The organism is Allomuricauda sp. TY007, from assembly GCF_010468565.1.
Lineage (GTDB): Bacteria > Bacteroidota > Bacteroidia > Flavobacteriales > Flavobacteriaceae > Flagellimonas.
Window position 1 is genome coordinate 146,125 of the sequence record NZ_WUEG01000001.1, and the last position, 17,332, is coordinate 163,456.

General features: G+C 42.3%; 17 protein-coding genes. 9 read left to right on the forward strand and 8 right to left on the reverse strand.

All coding sequences use genetic code 11. The annotated features are described in order from the left end of the window. Nucleotides 1-48: 48 nt before the first annotated feature. The 4 genes from GO009_RS00670 to recA form a co-directional block, all read right to left on the reverse strand. Nucleotides 49-1,497, reverse strand: coding sequence for an outer membrane beta-barrel protein (locus GO009_RS00670; RefSeq protein ID WP_163624223.1), 1,449 nt, complete (start codon nt 1,495-1,497; stop codon nt 49-51). Nucleotides 1,498-1,509: 12 nt separating this feature from the next. After that, complete coding sequence (locus tag GO009_RS00675) at nt 1,510-2,040, reverse strand: RNA polymerase sigma factor (protein ID WP_163624224.1); 531 nt, start codon at nt 2,038-2,040, stop codon at nt 1,510-1,512. A 28-nt stretch (nt 2,041-2,068) separates the two neighbouring features. Continuing rightward, entirely contained in the window at nt 2,069-2,509 is a 441-nt protein-coding gene (locus tag GO009_RS00680; RefSeq protein ID WP_163624225.1) for a hypothetical protein, read from the reverse strand. A gap of 99 nt (nt 2,510-2,608) precedes the next feature. Continuing rightward, nucleotides 2,609-3,616 (reverse strand): recombinase RecA, encoded by a 1,008-nt coding sequence (gene recA, locus GO009_RS00685; RefSeq protein WP_163624226.1) that lies wholly within the window; start codon nt 3,614-3,616, stop codon nt 2,609-2,611. 290 nt (nt 3,617-3,906) lie between these two features. Between recA and GO009_RS00690 the strand changes: the two genes are divergently transcribed. The 8 genes from GO009_RS00690 (at nt 3,907) to GO009_RS00725 (ending at nt 11,914) form a co-directional block, all read left to right on the forward strand. Further along, nucleotides 3,907-4,938, forward strand: coding sequence for a rhodanese-related sulfurtransferase (locus tag GO009_RS00690; protein WP_163624227.1), 1,032 nt, complete (start codon nt 3,907-3,909; stop codon nt 4,936-4,938). A gap of 204 nt (nt 4,939-5,142) precedes the next feature. Then, nucleotides 5,143-6,300, forward strand: a complete 1,158-nt coding sequence (locus GO009_RS00695; RefSeq protein ID WP_163624228.1) for a regulatory iron-sulfur-containing complex subunit RicT — start codon at nt 5,143-5,145, stop codon at nt 6,298-6,300. Beyond that, nucleotides 6,290-6,781, forward strand: a complete 492-nt coding sequence (locus GO009_RS00700) for a gliding motility lipoprotein GldH (RefSeq protein ID WP_163624229.1) — start codon at nt 6,290-6,292, stop codon at nt 6,779-6,781. Before GO009_RS00695 ends, GO009_RS00700 begins: the two co-directional genes overlap by 11 nt. After that, nucleotides 6,781-9,111: a penicillin-binding protein 1A gene (locus GO009_RS00705; RefSeq protein ID WP_163624230.1), complete on the forward strand. Its 2,331-nt coding sequence runs from the start codon at nt 6,781-6,783 to the stop codon at nt 9,109-9,111. The genes GO009_RS00700 and GO009_RS00705 overlap by 1 nt, the downstream gene beginning before the upstream one ends. A 100-nt stretch (nt 9,112-9,211) precedes the next feature. Then, nucleotides 9,212-9,910: a CoA transferase subunit A gene (locus GO009_RS00710; RefSeq protein WP_163624231.1), complete on the forward strand. Its 699-nt coding sequence runs from the start codon at nt 9,212-9,214 to the stop codon at nt 9,908-9,910. Between the two features lie 90 nt (nt 9,911-10,000). Next, nucleotides 10,001-10,369: a four helix bundle protein gene (locus GO009_RS00715; RefSeq protein ID WP_239057356.1), complete on the forward strand. Its 369-nt coding sequence runs from the start codon at nt 10,001-10,003 to the stop codon at nt 10,367-10,369. 50 nt (nt 10,370-10,419) lie between these two features. Beyond that, on the forward strand, nt 10,420-11,073 hold the full coding sequence (locus GO009_RS00720; RefSeq protein WP_163624232.1) for a CoA transferase subunit B: 654 nt from the start codon (nt 10,420-10,422) through the stop codon (nt 11,071-11,073). Between the two features lie 322 nt (nt 11,074-11,395). Beyond that, the gene (locus tag GO009_RS00725; protein WP_163624233.1) at nt 11,396-11,914 is read left to right on the forward strand and encodes a GNAT family N-acetyltransferase; all 519 of its coding nucleotides are present in this window, start codon (nt 11,396-11,398) and stop codon (nt 11,912-11,914) included. On the opposite strand, the gene GO009_RS00730 is transcribed toward GO009_RS00725, so the two are convergent. Then, complete coding sequence (locus GO009_RS00730; protein WP_163624234.1) at nt 11,900-12,220, reverse strand: hypothetical protein; 321 nt, start codon at nt 12,218-12,220, stop codon at nt 11,900-11,902. The genes GO009_RS00725 and GO009_RS00730 overlap by 15 nt on opposite strands. A 140-nt stretch (nt 12,221-12,360) precedes the next feature. On the opposite strand from GO009_RS00730, the gene GO009_RS00735 reads away from it, so the two are divergent. Beyond that, nucleotides 12,361-13,065: a helix-turn-helix domain-containing protein gene (locus GO009_RS00735; RefSeq protein ID WP_163624235.1), complete on the forward strand. Its 705-nt coding sequence runs from the start codon at nt 12,361-12,363 to the stop codon at nt 13,063-13,065. Here the strand turns inward: GO009_RS00735 and GO009_RS00740 are convergent. From GO009_RS00740 to GO009_RS00750, 3 genes are all read right to left on the reverse strand, one after another. After that, on the reverse strand, nt 13,040-13,528 hold the full coding sequence (locus GO009_RS00740) for a very short patch repair endonuclease (protein WP_163624236.1): 489 nt from the start codon (nt 13,526-13,528) through the stop codon (nt 13,040-13,042). The two genes, GO009_RS00735 and GO009_RS00740, sit on opposite strands and share 26 nt — an antisense overlap. Before the next feature lie 86 nt (nt 13,529-13,614). Continuing rightward, on the reverse strand, nt 13,615-14,160 hold the full coding sequence (locus GO009_RS00745; protein WP_163624237.1) for a CopD family protein: 546 nt from the start codon (nt 14,158-14,160) through the stop codon (nt 13,615-13,617). A 17-nt stretch (nt 14,161-14,177) separates the two neighbouring features. After that, a complete protein-coding gene (locus GO009_RS00750; protein ID WP_163624238.1) occupies nt 14,178-17,303 on the reverse strand; it encodes a glycosyl hydrolase in 3,126 nt (1,041 codons plus the stop codon). Between the last annotated feature and the right edge of the window lie 29 nt (nt 17,304-17,332).

Genomic DNA, 17,332 nt, shown 5'->3' on the forward strand with positions numbered 1-17,332 from the left:
TTAATTGATTGCTTAAAGGAGCAATCTTCCTAACCAACTTCTTACATATTAAAACTTAAAACTTATGCCGCTATAAACTCCAATGGAATAAGGTTTAAAATTGCCGGACACATTGGAAAAAGTGTTTAATTGATACTTGAATACAGGTTCAATATTAAACCTGACCTTGGGTGTAAATTTATAATTGAGGCCCATACCCACATTGGCGCTAAAGTTTAAAGCGTTTATGTTGTTCGCCTCGCCCATTTCGGTAACCAGTTCATTGGATTCCAACAACACTGAATTGTCCACAAGGAAAAGCGAGCTTACACCTCCTATAAGATCAACGCCTAACTTTTTGTCCAAAACGGCGTAATTTACTTCCAATGGGACTTCAATATATCCCAATTGTTGAACCATTTTACCATCAAGGGAGGGGGCTTCGTTGAATAGAACCTCTTTGGAGTTGATCGCAGGTGCATTTTTGGCGCTTTCCCTACTTTGTACAATTATGGATTCGGAATTTGGGTTATAATCAATATTTGCTATTCTATTGGCCGAAGCAGCCCGTAAAGTAGAGGAAAAAACCACATCGTTGGTATTGTAACCATAATTTACCCTGTGCACTCCGGAGCGGATTTTTAATTTTTTCCCCACTTCATACGCTACCGTAAGACCATAGCTTAAATTAAACTTCCCCGATTTTGAGTTGGAGGAAAAATCGGCTCCAACAGGAGAGCCATCTCCAGTAGCATCAAAATATACAGGTGCCAAAGAAGGACCAACGGACCATTTTCCCGTTTTGTTTTCTGCCACCGCTTCTTCTATTTCCTTTTGCTCTTCAATCGCATCGTAAATGGATTTTTTTTCAGCCTCTACTTTTTCTTCTGTATGCTGTGCAACTTGGTTGTTATCCCTGTCTGTTTCAGTGGTTCGCCTTTGGCCTTCATCACCGTTCATCGCAATGGCACTGTTTTTTTCTGCTCCATCTTTTTCAGAAGAAAGTGCTTCAGATTCGATTAAACCATTGTTTTTGGCCTGAGTTTTACCCGCTGGGTCATTTATTTTTGAATTGGTGGAAGCGACATTTTCGGCAATTGCTGAAACCTCATTTTTATGTAGGCTGTTATCGGTTGTTTGATGGTTTCCTTCCTGCAAGTCTTCACTATCGGAAGTGTTTGCCAGACCATCCTCTTGCTTTTCTGAAGTAGTCACCGGACTAAAACCGTTATTGTTCTTTTCTTCTGAATTACCTGTTTCGTCTGGAATAGCAATGTTTTCCCTATCGGTAATAATTTGTTCTTCTTTTGGTTCTTCGGCAAACGGATTGATTGCCAACAGCAGTATTGCCAAGGCAGCGGCTGCGCCCCCAAGGCCCCACCAAATTGGAACGGCCCGTTTCTTTTGTTTCTTTTTGTCCAAAGAGGCTTCAATGGAGTTCCAGACTTTTTCGTCCGGGACTTCTTGAAAGTCTTGAAAACTTTCCTTGAACAATTGCTCTAAATTCTTTTTCCCCATCGTAAGTTCTATTTAAGCAATGTTTATTTTGGCTTTTTCTATTTTATCCCTCAAAATAGCCTTGGCCCTGGCTAAATTGGATTTTGAGGTTCCAGTGGATGTCCCCAGCATCTCACCGATTTCTTTGTGACTGTAGCCGTCCAATACGTAAAGGTTAAAGGTTAGCCTATACTTATGTGGCAGCTCTTGTATGTAACCCAATAAGGTTGAAAGGTTTATGTCTGTATCCTCTGTTTCTACTTCTATCTCATCTTCAATATTCTCCGAAACCACATTGAGGTATTGGTTTTTTCTGTATTTCTGGAGTACCGTGTTTACGGTTATCCTTTTGATCCAACCTTCAAAAGATCCTTTAAAACCGAACTGGTCGACCTTGTCAAAAATGGTCATAAAACTGTCGTGAAGATTGTCCTCCGCTTCCGTTTTGTTACGGGAATATTTGAGGCACATACCGAAAAGCACACCTGAATATCTTCGGTATAGCTCGGCTTGGGCCTTTCTGTTTCCGTTTTTACAGTTATGTATCAGTTCTTCAAGATCCAAATGTTGGTCAATTTTGGATAGTTGCTATTTAATTTGTTTGTTCCCCTTCTGCTACTGGGATTGTATATTCCAAATAAGTTGCATTGCCTTCGGCGTCATCACCCGCATAAAACCGGAAGGTATAGTCCTTGGTGTAAATTACGTTGAATTTTAACGTGGCCACAACTTCTTCCACGGCTTCGGTACATATTCGGTCTTCATCAGTTAAGACAGAACCGACCACAAAAATATCACGGCCCGTTTCCGCAGTGTTTGTTACATCAAAACCTTCAAAAAAGGTGCACGCGTTGGGTCGTTGGTAGGTTACTTCAATGTCGTAGGTTTTCCCATACTCAAACGATTCGGGCACATCGGCCTCAACTGTTTTTAAGGCGGTAAAGTAAAAATTGGGGGAATCATCGTCCACCTCACAAGAGACGAACCATGAGCATGCCACGATCAACATAAAGGGCACTAATACTTTTTTCATAATAAAAATCCTTTTATTCCCTAGATGTCCAGCATAAACAAGGGTTGCGTAGGATTTTCACAACTAAAAGTTAATCTCCCATAAAAATCGATAAAAGGATTACTCGCTTACCGCCGCAATGGCTTCTTTAATTTTCCCTTCCAATTCTTCAGAGAGCTCAGGGTTGTCCATTAAAAGTGATTTTACGGCATCCCTTCCCTGCCCCAATTTGGTGTCGCCATAGCTGAACCAAGAACCACTTTTCTTGACAATTTCGTAGGCAACTCCCAAGTCGAGTATTTCTCCTATTTTGGAAATTCCTTCGCCGTACATAATATCAAATTCGGCAGTTTTAAAAGGAGGGGCCACTTTGTTTTTCACCACTTTTACCCGGGTCTTGTTCCCTTGTACATCGCCATGGGTATCCTTGATTTGTGTGGATCTTCTGATATCCAATCGAACGGATGCGTAAAATTTAAGGGCGTTACCACCAGTGGTTGTTTCTGGATTTCCAAACATTACCCCGATTTTTTCCCTTAACTGGTTGATGAAGATTACGGTACATTTTGTTTTGCTGATGGTTGAGGTCAGTTTTCGCAAGGCCTGTGACATTAAACGTGCATGCAATCCCATTTTTGAGTCCCCCATTTCTCCCTCAATCTCACTTTTTGGGGTCAATGCGGCCACGGAATCCACGATTACAATGTCAATAGCACCGGAACGAATCAAGTTTTCGGTAATTTCCAAAGCTTGCTCTCCGTGATCGGGCTGGGAGATGATCAAGTTGTCAATATCAACCCCTAACTTTTTGGCATAAAATCGGTCAAAAGCATGTTCTGCATCAATAAAAGCGGCAATGCCACCAGCTTTTTGGGCTTCGGCAATGGCATGCAGTGTCAATGTAGTTTTACCTGAGGACTCAGGACCGTATATTTCAATCACCCGTCCTCTCGGGTAACCCCCTACGCCGAGGGCAATATCCAATCCCAATGAGCCGGAAGGAATCACTTCAACATCTTCAACAACACTGTCCCCCATTTTCATGACAGCACCTTTGCCGTAGGTCTTGTCAAGCTTGTCCAATGTAAGTTTAAGGGCTTTTAATTTTGCTTCTTTCTCTTTGCTCATGGTAAAAAATGTTAGGAAGGCTAAAATACCATTTCTTTCAACATGCCACAAAGGCCACGCAACCTTTTTAATAACAATACATCTTAAGGGTACTAACTCATCTACATAGAGCTAATTATAGCTCGCATTGCTAGGAGGAAGAAAATTTAGCTATGAAAAGGAAGTAGTAGATCAAGGGGCCCTTAACAGGCCCTTTTGATTTACTTGCCCTTTAATTCTTATCTTTGCCCCACATTTTAAGAACCATTCTTTAACCTGTCTGCCGACAGGCAGGCTTAATCAAGTATAGCATGCAACTGTACAACACATTAAGTGCAAAAGAAAGGGAGGCCCTTATTGAGGAAGCTGGAAAAGAACGGCTTACCATCTCTTTCTATAAATATGCACACATAGGTAATCCCCAAATTTTAAGGAACCATCTTTTTTTGGCTTGGAACGATATGGAAGTTCTGGGTCGGATTTATGTGGCCCACGAAGGAATAAATGCCCAACTTTCGGTTCCTGCGGACAATTTCATCGTTTTTAAGGAACATCTGGACAGCATTACATTTTTGGAAAATGTGCGATTGAACATCGCCATTGAGCAGGACAACAAATCGTTTTTGAAATTGAAAGTGAAGGTCCGCAAAAAGATTGTGGCGGATGGGCTGAATGACAACACGTTTGATGTCACCAACAAAGGAATCCATGTAGATGCGGAACAATTCAATGAACTTATTGAAGACGAGAATACCGTTCTGGTAGATATGCGAAACCATTACGAAAGCGAGATAGGCCATTTTAAAAATGCCGTCACACCCGATGTGGACACTTTTCGCGATTCCCTCGATATTATAGAACAAGATCTTGCCGAGCACAAGGAAGACAAAAAACTGGTGATGTATTGCACTGGTGGTATTCGCTGCGAAAAGGCCAGTGCCTATTACAAACACAAAGGTTTCAAAAATGTGTACCAGCTGGAAGGGGGCATCATCGAATACACCCGACAAGTAAGGGAAAAGCAATTGGAGAATAAGTTCTTGGGAAAAAACTTTGTTTTTGACCACAGGAGGGGCGAACGCATTTCGGATGAAGTCATCGCACACTGCCATCAATGCGGTAAACCTTGCGATACCCATGTGAACTGTGCCAACGAAGCCTGCCATTTACTGTTTATCCAATGCGAGGAGTGCGCTGAAAAAATGAACAATTGCTGCTCTGTGGATTGCATGGAAATACACGCATTGCCCTACGAAGAACAAAAACGTTTGCGTAAAGGCAAAGGGGCCAGCAACAAAATATTCAAAAAAGGACGTTCTCCCGTACTGAAATACAAGAAGTAGCATTTCACTACTGCAACAAATTGTACTATATTTACAATTAGTAATTTTTATGAACCCTATTGAGGTTGTTTAAACGGATAGGAAGAAATTTCATGTCATATCGAGCGCAGTCGAGATGTGTTTTAAATTTCTCAATGCTTGAAGGAGTTTTGACTGTAATCCAATTGACAATGTTTTATCGACACCTCAATCAAGATATTAAATATGGCGTGTAGCAGTTGTTCAACCGGCAAGGATGGACAACCGCGTGGTTGCAAGAACAATGGTACTTGCGGCACTGATGGTTGTAACAAGCTAACAGTCTTTGACTGGCTTTCCAATATGTCGTTGCCCAACGGTCAAAAACCTTTTGATTGCGTTGAGGTACGTTTTAAGAACAGTAGAAAGGAATTTTTTAGGAATACGGAGAATCTCACATTGTCCATAGGCGATGTAGTGGCCACCCAGGCCAAATCCGGTCATGATGTCGGCGTTGTTACCCTTACCGGCGAATTGGTGCGGATACAGATGAAAAAGAAAAAGGTGGCCCCTGATGATAAGACCATCCCAAAAATTTACAGAAAAGCCACCCAACGGGACATTGATATTTGGCAAAAATGTAGAGATAGGGAAGAAGAAATAAAAAAGCGTTCCCGAGAAATCGCCATTTCCCTAAAACTTGAAATGAAGCTTAGCGATGTGGAATTCCAAGGAGATGGTTCCAAGGCCACATTTTACTATACCGCCGAAGATCGTGTGGATTTTAGGCAATTGATCAAGGACATGGCCAAAGCCTTCGGTATTCGTATTGAGATGCGCCAAATTGGATATAGGCAAGAAGCACAGCGCTTGGGAGGCATCGGTTCTTGCGGTCGTGAACTTTGTTGCTCTACCTGGTTGACAGATTTTAGGTCGGTGAGCACAGCATCTGCCCGTTACCAACAATTGGCCTTGAACCCTCAAAAATTGGCAGGTCAATGTGGCAAGCTCAAATGCTGCCTCAATTACGAGTTGGATATGTATCTGGAGGCACTCAAAAATTTCCCCCCCTCCGATTGTAAGCTCAAAACCCAGAAAGGAATAGCTTTTTGTCAAAAAGCGGATATTTTTAAAGAAACGCTTTGGTTCTCGTATAAGGATGAACCAGCAACTTGGCACACCCTTTCCAAAGACCAAGTTTTGGAAATCCTGGAACTTAACAAGAAAGGTGATAAAGTTGCCAGTCTAGAGGAGTACGCCGCAGATAATGTAGCGGAAGAAAAGACTACTTTCGAAAATGTCGTAGGCCAGGACAGCCTTACCCGTTTTGATAGGCCCAAGAATAAAAAGCGAAGAAAGAAAAAACGTAGAAAACCAAAATCCAAAGCATCCAATGCGAAATAATTTTTTGTTTCTACTTATCGCAGTCCTTGCCCTATCATCCTGTAATGAGCTGTTGGTCTATTCGGATTACAGACCCATCAAAGAAGGAAAGTGGGAAATGGATCAAGGGGTGGACTTTCAATTTTCCGAACTGGATTCCACGGAAACATACAATATGTTCATCAATATCAGAAATGATGATACTTTTGCCTTTAGCAATTTATTCTTGATTACCGAGTTAGAATATCCAAGCGGTAATACCGTTAAGGATACGTTGGAATATAAAATGGCAGAACCCAGTGGAGAATGGTTGGGGAAAGGAATGGGAAGCATTAAGGAAAACAAACTTTGGTACAAGGAAAACATCGGTTTTCCCGATTCTGGCGTATATAAAGTGAATATTTCCCACGCCATGCGCAAAAATGGCGATGTGGAAGGCCTTCATATTTTAGAAGGAGTAACAGATGTTGGTTTGGAAATAGAAAAAGCACCCAAATTATAATGGCAAAGAAGCGTCAAAAAAAACAGCAGCAAAACTTTTTTCCTTTCATTAAGTGGTTTTGGATCTTATTTGGAGCAGGGGTACTCTCCGTTGTTCTGATCTTTCTTTTGGCTTCGTGGGGAGCCCTTGGAGAAATGCCCACCTTTGAACGTTTGGAAAACCCAGAGACCAACTTGGCCACCGAGTTTATCTCTTCGGACGGGGAAACTTTGGGGAAACTCTATTTGGACGACAACAGAACTTGGGTAGACTACGAGACCCTTCCGCAAAACATTGTAGATGCCTTGGTAGCTACCGAGGACGCCCGGTATTATGATCACTCAGGTATTGATGCCCGAGGATTCGCAAGGGCTTTGGCCTATTTGGGAACAAAAGGGGGGGCAAGTACCATTTCGCAACAACTGGCACGCCAACTTTTTGTTGGTGTACGATCCAGAAACTTATTAGAGGCAGTTACACAAAAAATAAAGGAATGGGTAATAGCTACCCGTTTGGAGCGTAACTACACAAAAGAAGAGATCATCGCCATGTACCTCAATATTTATGATTTTGGGTACAATGCAGACGGTATCCGTTCTGCATCTAGAATTTACTTTGGAAAAGAACCCGCCGAACTTAAAACCGAAGAGTCCGCCGTATTGGTAGGTATGCTAAAAAACTCGTCCCTTTACAATCCCATACGCCGTGAAGAGTTGGTTTTTAACAGACGCAATACGGTTCTCGGGCAAATGGCGAAATATGGGTATATCTCTGAAAAGGAGAAAGATTCGTTGCAAAGCAGGGAGATGAAGATCAACTTTAACCCAGAATCCCACAGAGAAGGGTTGGCCACCTATTTTAGAATGTACATGCAACGCTATTTGAACAACTGGGTCCGTGAAAACCCAAAACCTGATGGCGAAAAGTATAATATTTATTTGGATGGGCTAAAAGTCTACACCACCATAGATTCCAGAATGCAACAAAATGCAGAAGAGGCCGTGCAAGAACATATGAAAAACCTTCAAGCTGAGTTCTTTCACCAAAATACGCCCGACCGCAACCCTACTGCTCCATTTCTGGATTTGACAAGCGGTGCCATTGATACCATTATGGAGCGCGCCATGAAACGATCGGCCAGATGGCGCCATCTTAAACGTGAAGGATTGGCTGAAAAGGACATTGAAGCAACTTTCCACAAGAAAACAGAAATGACCGTTTTTGATTGGAACAGCGATTCCTTTGAAAAAGATACTATAATGACACCTATGGACTCCATACGGTACTACAAAACATTCCTACGTACTGCAATGATGTCCATGGAACCACAAACAGGTCACGTAAAAGCTTGGGTAGGTGGTATAGACTACAAACATTTTCAATACGACAATGTAATTCAAGGTTCAAGGCAAGCAGGTTCTTTGTTTAAACCTTTCGTGTATGCCGCAGCAATAGACCAGTTACGTTATTCCCCTTGTTATACCCTTCCCGATAATCAGTATTGTATTGAGCCAGGCAAGCATGGAAACATGGCCGCATGGTGTCCAAAGAATTCGGATGGAAAGTACTCGGGAGAGGATATGTCCCTGAAAAGTGCCTTGGCCAATTCCGTAAACACCATCACAGCACAATTGATTGATAGGGTAGGCCCTGGTTCGGTTGCCTCGATAGCGAAGAACATGGGAATTACCAAAGAAATTCCAGAAGTGCCGTCCATCGCTTTAGGTACACCCGATGTAAGCGTATATGAAATGGTGGGTGCCTTTGGGACCTTTGCCAACCAAGGGGTGTATGTAAAACCCGTGATGGTCACCCGTATAGAAGATAAAAATGGTACCGTACTATTCGAATACAAACCCGAAACAAAAGATGTCTTGAGCAAGGATGTTGCCTATGCGATGATCAATCTTTTGGAAGGTGTGACCCAATACGGTTCTGGGGGACGTTTAAGGCACACCTATGGCAAGAACAACACCGTTTATAAGGAGATTATAACCGGATACCCTTATGAGTTGACAAATCCGATAGCCGGAAAAACAGGAACCACACAAAATCAAAGTGATGGATGGTTCATGGGGATGGTTCCCAATCTAGTAACCGGCGTTTGGGTAGGTGGAGACAATAGGTCCATACACTTTAATCGATTGGCTTATGGCCAGGGAGCATCTATGGCATTGCCGATTTGGGCCCTTTATATGAAGAAGAACTACGCCAACGAAGAAATAGGCGTTTCCAAAGATGCTTTTGAAGAGCCAGAGGAGATGTCCATCAATATAGACTGTACCAAACAACAACAGGAAGAAGAGGAAGATATTGATACTGGAGACGATTTGGACGACTTGGATTTCTAGCCCAAACCCATTTTGATAAAATAAAGCCCCAGGCATATCGTAATTTGCTTGGGGCTTTTTTATTTAAATCGTAATTTCAGGCAATATAAATACGAATGCTATGATCAATAAAACAGTTGCCAATGTTACAGAAGCTTTGGAGGGTGTAAAGGATGGAATGACCTTTATGTTGGGCGGATTTGGCCTATGCGGAATACCCGAAAATGCCATAGACGAATTGGTGCGATTGGGCGTTAAGGACATCACTTGTATATCCAATAATGCCGGGGTCGATGATTTTGGACTGGGACTGCTCTTGCAAAAGCATCAAATAAAAAAAATGATTTCCTCCTATGTAGGTGAAAACGACGAGTTTGAACGCCAAATGCTGAGCGGGGAACTGGAAGTGGAGTTGACACCACAAGGAACTTTGGCCGAGAAATGCAGGGCGGCACAAGCAGGATTTCCCGCTTTTTACACCCCGGCAGGTTACGGGACCGAGGTCGCAGAAGGAAAAGAGACCCGTGAATTCGATGGAAAAATGTATGTGTTGGAACCAGCTTTCAAGGCCGATTTTGCTTTTGTAAAGGCATGGAAGGGGGATGAAGCGGGCAACTTGATCTTCAAAGGCACGGCTAGGAATTTCAATCCGTGTATGTGCGGAGCGGCCACGATAACCGTAGCGGAAGTCGAAGAACTACTTCCTGCAGGCAGTCTGGACCCCAACCAGATCCATATTCCTGGAATATTTGTACAGCGCATTTTCCAAGGAAAATCATTTGAGAAAAGAATAGAGCAACGAACGGTGAGAACGAGATAATAAGCCGATGTGCCAATATGCCAATGAATCAATGTGATAATGGGTCGATTAGGCTGGATTAATTAACGGATTGCGATATATTCAAAAAGTATGATGATAACTTTTAGTGAAAAGTATAGTGACAACACTATTTTGGTAAAATCGTTTGAATTTGCCAAAAACATTGTTGAATATGGCGAAAAACTTGAAAGTATTCGAAAGTTCGTGGTAGCTAACCAAGTTTTAAAGTCAGGAACATCCATAGGAGCAAATATTAAGGAAGCCCAAAATGCGGAGAGCAAGGCTGACTTTGTGCACAAGATGAAAATTGCAATGAAGGAAGCTGAAGAAACTGAGTTTTGGCTTTTCTTGTGCAACGAACTGAATAATTATCCAAGTGCTGAAAAGTTATTGGCGGAATTGTTTGACATCATCAAAATTTTGAACAAAATAATTTCGACCTCAAAAAGAAATACATAACTAGAAGTAATTGGCATATTGTCTAATTACTTAATTGACACATTAACAACATGTTAGATAAGAACGGAATAGCAAAACGGATAGCAAAAGAGGTCAAGGACGGATATTACGTCAACCTCGGTATTGGTATACCCACCTTGGTTGCCAATTTTGTACGGGACGATATTAGTGTGGAATTTCAAAGCGAAAACGGTGTTTTGGGCATGGGCCCCTTCCCATTCGAGGGGGAAGAGGATGCCGATATCATCAATGCTGGTAAACAGACCATAACCACTTTGCCGGGCGCTTCATTTTTTGATTCTGCCCTAAGTTTTGGAATGATACGGGGCCAGCATGTGGATTTAACCATTTTAGGAGCGATGGAAGTAGCGGAAAATGGAGATATCGCCAACTGGAAGATACCCGGAAAAATGGTAAAAGGGATGGGGGGCGCCATGGACTTGGTAGCTTCTGCGGAAAACATCATCGTTGCCATGATGCACACCAACCGGGCCGGGGAATCAAAATTGTTGAAACAATGCACCTTGCCCTTGACCGGTGTAGGATGCGTAAAAAAAATTGTCACCAACCTTGCCGTTTTGGAAGTCACACCCGAAGGATTCAAATTGATGGAAAGAGCACCTGGGGTCACCGTTGAAGAAATCGTAGAAGCGACCGAAGGAAAACTTGTTGTTGAAGGGGATATTCCCGAAATGAATATTTGATAAATATCCATACAATTTTTACAACAAAATCAAGCCATTACACAACAATAGTTTTAAATTGCCATTCATCGATTATATATTTGGTTATATCGAAATTTTTACCCAAATTAACACCACAAACCAAATTAACCATGGCACTAAAATCAAAAACCACGATGGACGAAAATGTTCAAGTCTACAGAAACGATTTTTTCACAGGTTTTATGCTTTTGATCAAAAAGCTTTTCATGCTATAGATCAGTAGTTATCCCCCTGAAAAATATAGAGCCAACTTCGTGTTAGGCTCTTTTTTTTGTGATAATTTTGGGCATAATTCTTTGCCATGGCCTTGAACTATCAACAATGTACTACTTCGGACTTAAAAACTTTGGTGCACATATCCAAAGAGACCTTTAGAGCAGCTTTTGAAAAGGACAATGACCCAGAGGATTTTGAAACCTATATCCAAGAAGCTTTTCATCCCAACAAGTTAGCGCAAGAACTTGGCAATAAAGACTGCCTTTTTTATTTTGTTTATGACAATGAAACATTGGTTGGTTATTTCAAATTAAACATTGGAACCGCCCAGACCGATGTGCACGATCCCAATGCCTTGGAAATTGAACGTATTTATGTGCTTGAACAGCATCAAGGTAAAAAAATCGGTGCTTGGATGCTTCAAGAGATCATCGCAAAAGCCAAGGAGTTGGGTAAGGATTATATTTGGCTAGGGGTATGGGAACACAACCCCAAGGCCATACGTTTTTATCAAAAACATGGCTTTACTAAGTTTAACGAACACCCTTATTATATTGGTACCGATAAACAAACCGATTGGTTGTTGCGTTTAGAGCTTCAATAAATTTCCCAGATAAAGAATATCGCCCTCCGCCTGTAGTTTGTATGCAAAAGAGTTTTCGAAAGCAGCATGAATCAACAAAGAAATGGCATTTGCGTTCAATTTGGTCAAACTATTGGTACGGTACACTACATCTCGAATAGTGGAAAAACTCACATTGCTCTGTATGGCAATATTGGCAAAGTCATTTTTAGAAGTATTTCTTCGTAGTATTTCGGATAGCTTTTCATTGATTGGCTTTCCATAATCCTCTTCCTTGAAGATTAATTCGCCCTTTACGATCGGCCCAAGGCCTTTAATGGAACCCATTTATAATTTGTGTTTAAATAATTATATGTCGGGGTCAGATCCTATTTTCTATATTTGGCTTGTAACCCAATTACAGAAAAACAGATGAATTGCTGCGTTGATTTATTGTTGCGTAACAATATTACACAATATAGAAATAAATGTATATAATTAAGCAGTTAAGACGAAAAAATAACATTAGCCAATCACAATTGGGCAAAGAAATTGGGGTTAGCCTTCGCACCATTCAGCTCTACGAACGCAAGGATGCCAATATCCCCATAAAAAATCTCACCAAAATAGCAGAGTACTTTGGACTTACCATTGCCGAGCTCTACATGCACGAGGTCAACGATATGGGAGAGGCCTACACCAAACGACAGCCTTTTACCAAGCACGGCAGTGTATTTTACCCGTTGGAGCATGGAAAATACTTGGTAATGGCCCCTTTGGTATTGGTGGAATGGCACAAAAAATATATTCAAAGCTTACAAAAGCACAATCTGAGCAATCCTTTTCAGGGAGGTTTTATAATTGATTTTTTAGCGGATGAACCCCATCGCATATTTGAAGTGTCCGGCGATTCCATGAACGATTCCAGCCTTGAGGCAATTCCGAACAAGGCCTATGTACTTGGTTTAGAAATAAAAAAAGAATCGTTAACACGCAATAATGAAACTTTTTGGAACCAATCTTATATACTGGTTTGTGAAAATAGGATTATCTGTAAACAACTTACAGGGTATAACAGGAAAAATAAGACGGTTTTGTGCCATAATTTGAATACATCGCCCGAATTTCAGGACTTTGAATTGCCTTTGGATGATGTGCTACAAGTTTTCAAGATTGTGAAAAAGCAGCTTTGACTTTATCCAGGTGCACTAAGACTGCCTCTAAACATTCATCTAAGTTTTTCTTCACCTCTGTTTCCCAAAAACGAAATACAGTGTACCCTTTTTCTTTCAGAGCTTGATTCACCTCTTGATCCCGTTGCATGTTACGCTCAATTTTGGGAATCCAGAATTCTCGGTTGGTCTTGATTTTTTGTTTGCGCTCCTCCCAATTATAACCGTGCCAGTACTCACCATCAATAAATATAACGGTCTTGTACTTTTTTAGGGCGATATCCGGCTTTCCTATGAGCTTCTTGTAATCAATACGGTAACGGTAGCCCGATTGCCACAGTGCTTTTCTAAAGGCAAGCTCTGGCTTGGTGTTCTTGCCCCGTATTTTTCCCATGATCTTGGAACGTTGCGGTGTTGTATAAAAACCCGAATCCTCACTAAATCGAGGTACTTTGATGCGATCTTTCGGGTATTTTTTGGACATACGTTAAAATACACAAGTTTGAATCAAAAAACAATGCAGCATAACACTCCGCCTTTTATACCCCAACTTAAGCCTAAATGGGTGTTCTAAGCATTCGGGTTTTTGTCACGGATACGTTTGTACAACCTGATTCCCAGCATCAGCAATAGGGCCAGCACAAAAATCCCTATCACCCCATAGATCCAGTTAAAGGCATTTTTAAGGATGACCAAAAACACCACGGCAAACAGGATAAGGGTCGCCACCTCGTTCCAAATACGCATAAATTTAGAAGTGTATTTTACCTCATCGCGCTGCAATTGTTGAAAGATTTGATGACATTTAAAGTGATACACGAAAAGTAACGCTACAAAGGCCAGTTTAACGTGCATCCAAGGTTGCTGCAACCAAGCGGGCATCAAAATCAACAACCATATCGCGAACAACGTACACAAGATTGCCGATGGCCAAGTGATGATGTACCATAATCGTTTCGTCATCAACTTTAGTTGTTCGGAAAGGATTTCCTTATCGGGTGATGGTTTTTCCCAGGCTTCAATATGGTAAATGAACAATCTGGGAATATAGAACAAACCTGCAAACCAGGTCACCACAAATATTAAGTGCAACGATTTTATATACGGGTACAACAATTATTTTGTTTTAAGTGTTACATTCTGATGGCTCCAATGCCATGCTCCCATAGTTTGGCGTTAAAATTAGGTATTTCTGTATTCATTAAAGCTTCTGCTCGTTGTTTTAACCCAACCCATTGCGCATCCAGTTCTGCCTTTCTATCCTTTGATGGTTGATTGATCTGTGGCAAAGCACTGTTGCTATGGTTCATTACAAATAAATATTCAGCGGTAAACTTGTTGGGAAAGTTCTCCACATCATCATACGCTTGTGATTTACGCTGTACCATTTCGCCATCCCATGTTTTTAATTTATCGAGTAAAGCTTGACCTTCTTTCCTCAGCTCATCATTATTCAAATCCTTCAAAAGCTTCTCCAGTTGACCTTGCACTTCTTTCAACTTGTTCACTTTGTTGTGCATCTCGGTGAGTTTGGTCTCGAAATCCGTCATAATGGCATCGTGTTCCTCAAAACGCTCTTGATCAACATTGGTATTGGGTGTAGCAATGATGGTTCCCTTGGTGGAAACTGTCTCCCCTCCTGCTTTTAATTTTATGGTATACTCCCCGGGTGGCACTTTGTGACCTGTAAAATCTGCTTCGATATACACGCCTGGGATACCTGGCAATATTGGGGTTTTTAAATCCCAAACAAAGCGATTCAACCCTTTGTCGGTTCCCAAAACAGGTTTTGGCGGTGCACCGCCACCATTGTGCGGTATGTAACTTTCATCTTTTTGGGAAGTAAAGCTGCGAACCACTTTGCCCTGTCCGTTCAAAATTTCCATGGTAACTTCGGAAGAATCCAATTTTTTCGGAAGATTATAGTAGATTACCATACCGTTTGCCGGGTTTACTCCTTCAAAAGAATGGGTTCCCGTTACACTTTTAGAAGAACTGTTTAGCTGACTTCCCCAATTACCGTGAATGGCTTCTTCGGGCTTGTAAATTTTTAATGCTTTGTTGCTTCCTTCGTACTGAGCAAGTGTGGTGATGTTGTCCAAAATCCAGAAACTTCTTCCGGATGTAGCCACGATCAAATCTCCTTGGTGCACTTTCAAATCAGTAATCGGCGTTTTGGGCAGATTCAGTTGCAAGGGTTCCCATTTTTTTCCATCGTTCCAAGAAACATAAAGCCCCTTCTCGGTACCCGCATACAATAGTCCTTTTTGCTCTTCGTCTTCCCGTACTACCCTTGTAAAGGCTCCATAGGGAATCCCTTCACTTATGTTCGTCCACGATTTACCATAGTCGCTGCTTTTGTATATGGCAGGGGTATAATCGTTGAACTTATATCGGGTGGTGGCAATGTAGATGGTACTTGGGTTATGTGGCGATACCTCAATGGCGTTTACCAAACATTCCTTTAACCCCTTTGGGGTTATGTTCTCCCATGATTCTCCGCCGTTTTTGGTAATGTGCACCAAACCGTCATCACTGCCTGTGATCAAAACCCCTGCTTCATGAGGTGACTCGATGATGTAGGCTAAGGTCCCATAGTTTTCGGCACCTACGGCTTCGTTGGTGTAGGGGCCACCTCCTTTTCCTTGCAGTTCATCTTGATCTCTGGTAAGGTCCGGGGATATTTCTTCCCAAGTCACTCCATTGTCCCGGGTACGAAGCACCAATTGGGCTCCATGATAAAACGTACCGGGTTCGTGCTTGGACCAAATCACGGGGGCATTCCAGTTGTACAGGTATTTCATATCCCGTGCATCACGACCTAAATATTGGATCGGAGCCGCCATGACGTTACTGGACATTTTGGATTCCATGTCCAACAGTTCGATGGTCCCCAAATAACTTCCACCCATCACATAACGGGGATTATCGGGATCAAAGGCCAAAAAAGCACTCTCCCCACCTGCGGAATAGTGCCAATCCTCCCGACCAATGCTCCATCGACCTACTGAAAGACTCGCAATCTTGACCGAAGTATTGTCCTGCTGGCCTCCGTAAATATTATACGGAAAGAGATTGTCTGCACTGATTCGGTAAAACTGTGCCGTAGGCATATTGTCCTGTAAGGTCCAGTTTTCGCCGTAATCAAAAGTAATGGTAGCCCCGCCATCATCTGCCAAAACCATATTGTTGGAGTTGTTGGGGTTAATCCACAAATCGTGGGTATCGCCATGGGGCACTGAGATGGTTCCCCATGTTTTCCCCCCATCCTCGGAACGGAACATGGAAGCACTCAGCACATACACGGTATCTTCATCATTGGGGTCGGCAAACACTTCAATATAATACCAGGCACGTTGCACCAATCGGTTATCTCCACTTACCATCTGCCAGCTATCACCTGCATCATTGGAAACGAACAAACCGCCCTTGTCTTGATTGGAATCACTTTCAATCACGGCATAGACTTTATCAGAATTGGCAGCACTTACCGCTATGGCCATTTTTCCTTTTTCTTCGGGAAGTCCCTTCGTCATTTCTGTCCAAGTATCCCCACCATCGGTACTTTTGTACAATCCACTTCCAGGCCCACCACTGATTACCTTATTGGGTTTACGCTGGTGCTCCCACATTGCTGCATACAAAACCAAAGGATTATTTGCATCCATGGAAAGCTCGGCGGCTCCTGTACCTTCATCCACATACAGAATGTTCTCCCAAGTCTTTCCTCCATCCGTGGAACGATATACCCCTCTCTCCGGATTTGGGGCATACAAAGCGCCTTGGGCTGCCACATAAACAATATCGGGGTTGGTGGGGTGGATGATGATTCGTGAAATGTGCTGCGTTTTTTCCAAGCCTAGCTTAATCCATGTTTTCCCTGCATCGTTGGATTTATACATTCCATCTCCATAAGAAGTCATTACGCCTCTTGGGGCATGCTCTCCCATACCACAATACACAATATTGGGGTTGGATGGTGAAACAGAAACGGCCCCAACGGAACCCATTTTAAAAAATCCGTCGGAAATGTTTTCCCATTGGCCTCCGGCATTGGTGGTCTTCCAAAGTCCGCCACCCGTTGTACCCATATAATAGGTAAGCGGGTCGCCCACAACACCACTTGCAGTTACGGAACGTCCGCCCCTAAATGGGCCAATGTTCCTAAATTTCATGGGTTCAAAATACTCGTTGGCCGTCTGTGCAATTGAGAGCGTGCCGAATAGGGCACTTAGCAAAAGAAGCATTCCTTTTTTCATGGTGATGGCTGATTTGTATGGTTGAGGTA

Bases quoted from the DNA above. Each gene is read 5' to 3' on its own strand.
- GO009_RS00670 (WP_163624223.1), bottom strand. From the start codon at position 1,497: ATGGGGAAAAAGAATTTAGAGCAATTGTTCAAGGAAAGTTTTCAAGAC.
- GO009_RS00680 (WP_163624225.1), bottom strand. From the start codon at position 2,509: ATGAAAAAAGTATTAGTGCCCTTTATGTTGATCGTGGCATGCTCATGG.
- recA (WP_163624226.1), bottom strand. From the start codon at position 3,616: ATGAGCAAAGAGAAAGAAGCAAAATTAAAAGCCCTTAAACTTACATTG.
- GO009_RS00690 (WP_163624227.1), top strand. From the start codon at position 3,907: ATGCAACTGTACAACACATTAAGTGCAAAAGAAAGGGAGGCCCTTATT.
- GO009_RS00695 (WP_163624228.1), top strand. From the start codon at position 5,143: ATGGCGTGTAGCAGTTGTTCAACCGGCAAGGATGGACAACCGCGTGGT.
- GO009_RS00700 (WP_163624229.1), top strand. From the start codon at position 6,290: ATGCGAAATAATTTTTTGTTTCTACTTATCGCAGTCCTTGCCCTATCA.
- GO009_RS00705 (WP_163624230.1), top strand. From the start codon at position 6,781: ATGGCAAAGAAGCGTCAAAAAAAACAGCAGCAAAACTTTTTTCCTTTC.
- GO009_RS00710 (WP_163624231.1), top strand. From the start codon at position 9,212: ATGATCAATAAAACAGTTGCCAATGTTACAGAAGCTTTGGAGGGTGTA.
- GO009_RS00715 (WP_239057356.1), top strand. From the start codon at position 10,001: ATGATGATAACTTTTAGTGAAAAGTATAGTGACAACACTATTTTGGTA.
- GO009_RS00720 (WP_163624232.1), top strand. From the start codon at position 10,420: ATGTTAGATAAGAACGGAATAGCAAAACGGATAGCAAAAGAGGTCAAG.
- GO009_RS00725 (WP_163624233.1), top strand. From the start codon at position 11,396: ATGGCCTTGAACTATCAACAATGTACTACTTCGGACTTAAAAACTTTG.
- GO009_RS00730 (WP_163624234.1), bottom strand. From the start codon at position 12,220: ATGGGTTCCATTAAAGGCCTTGGGCCGATCGTAAAGGGCGAATTAATC.
- GO009_RS00735 (WP_163624235.1), top strand. From the start codon at position 12,361: ATGTATATAATTAAGCAGTTAAGACGAAAAAATAACATTAGCCAATCA.
- GO009_RS00740 (WP_163624236.1), bottom strand. From the start codon at position 13,528: ATGTCCAAAAAATACCCGAAAGATCGCATCAAAGTACCTCGATTTAGT.
- GO009_RS00750 (WP_163624238.1), bottom strand. From the start codon at position 17,303: ATGAAAAAAGGAATGCTTCTTTTGCTAAGTGCCCTATTCGGCACGCTC.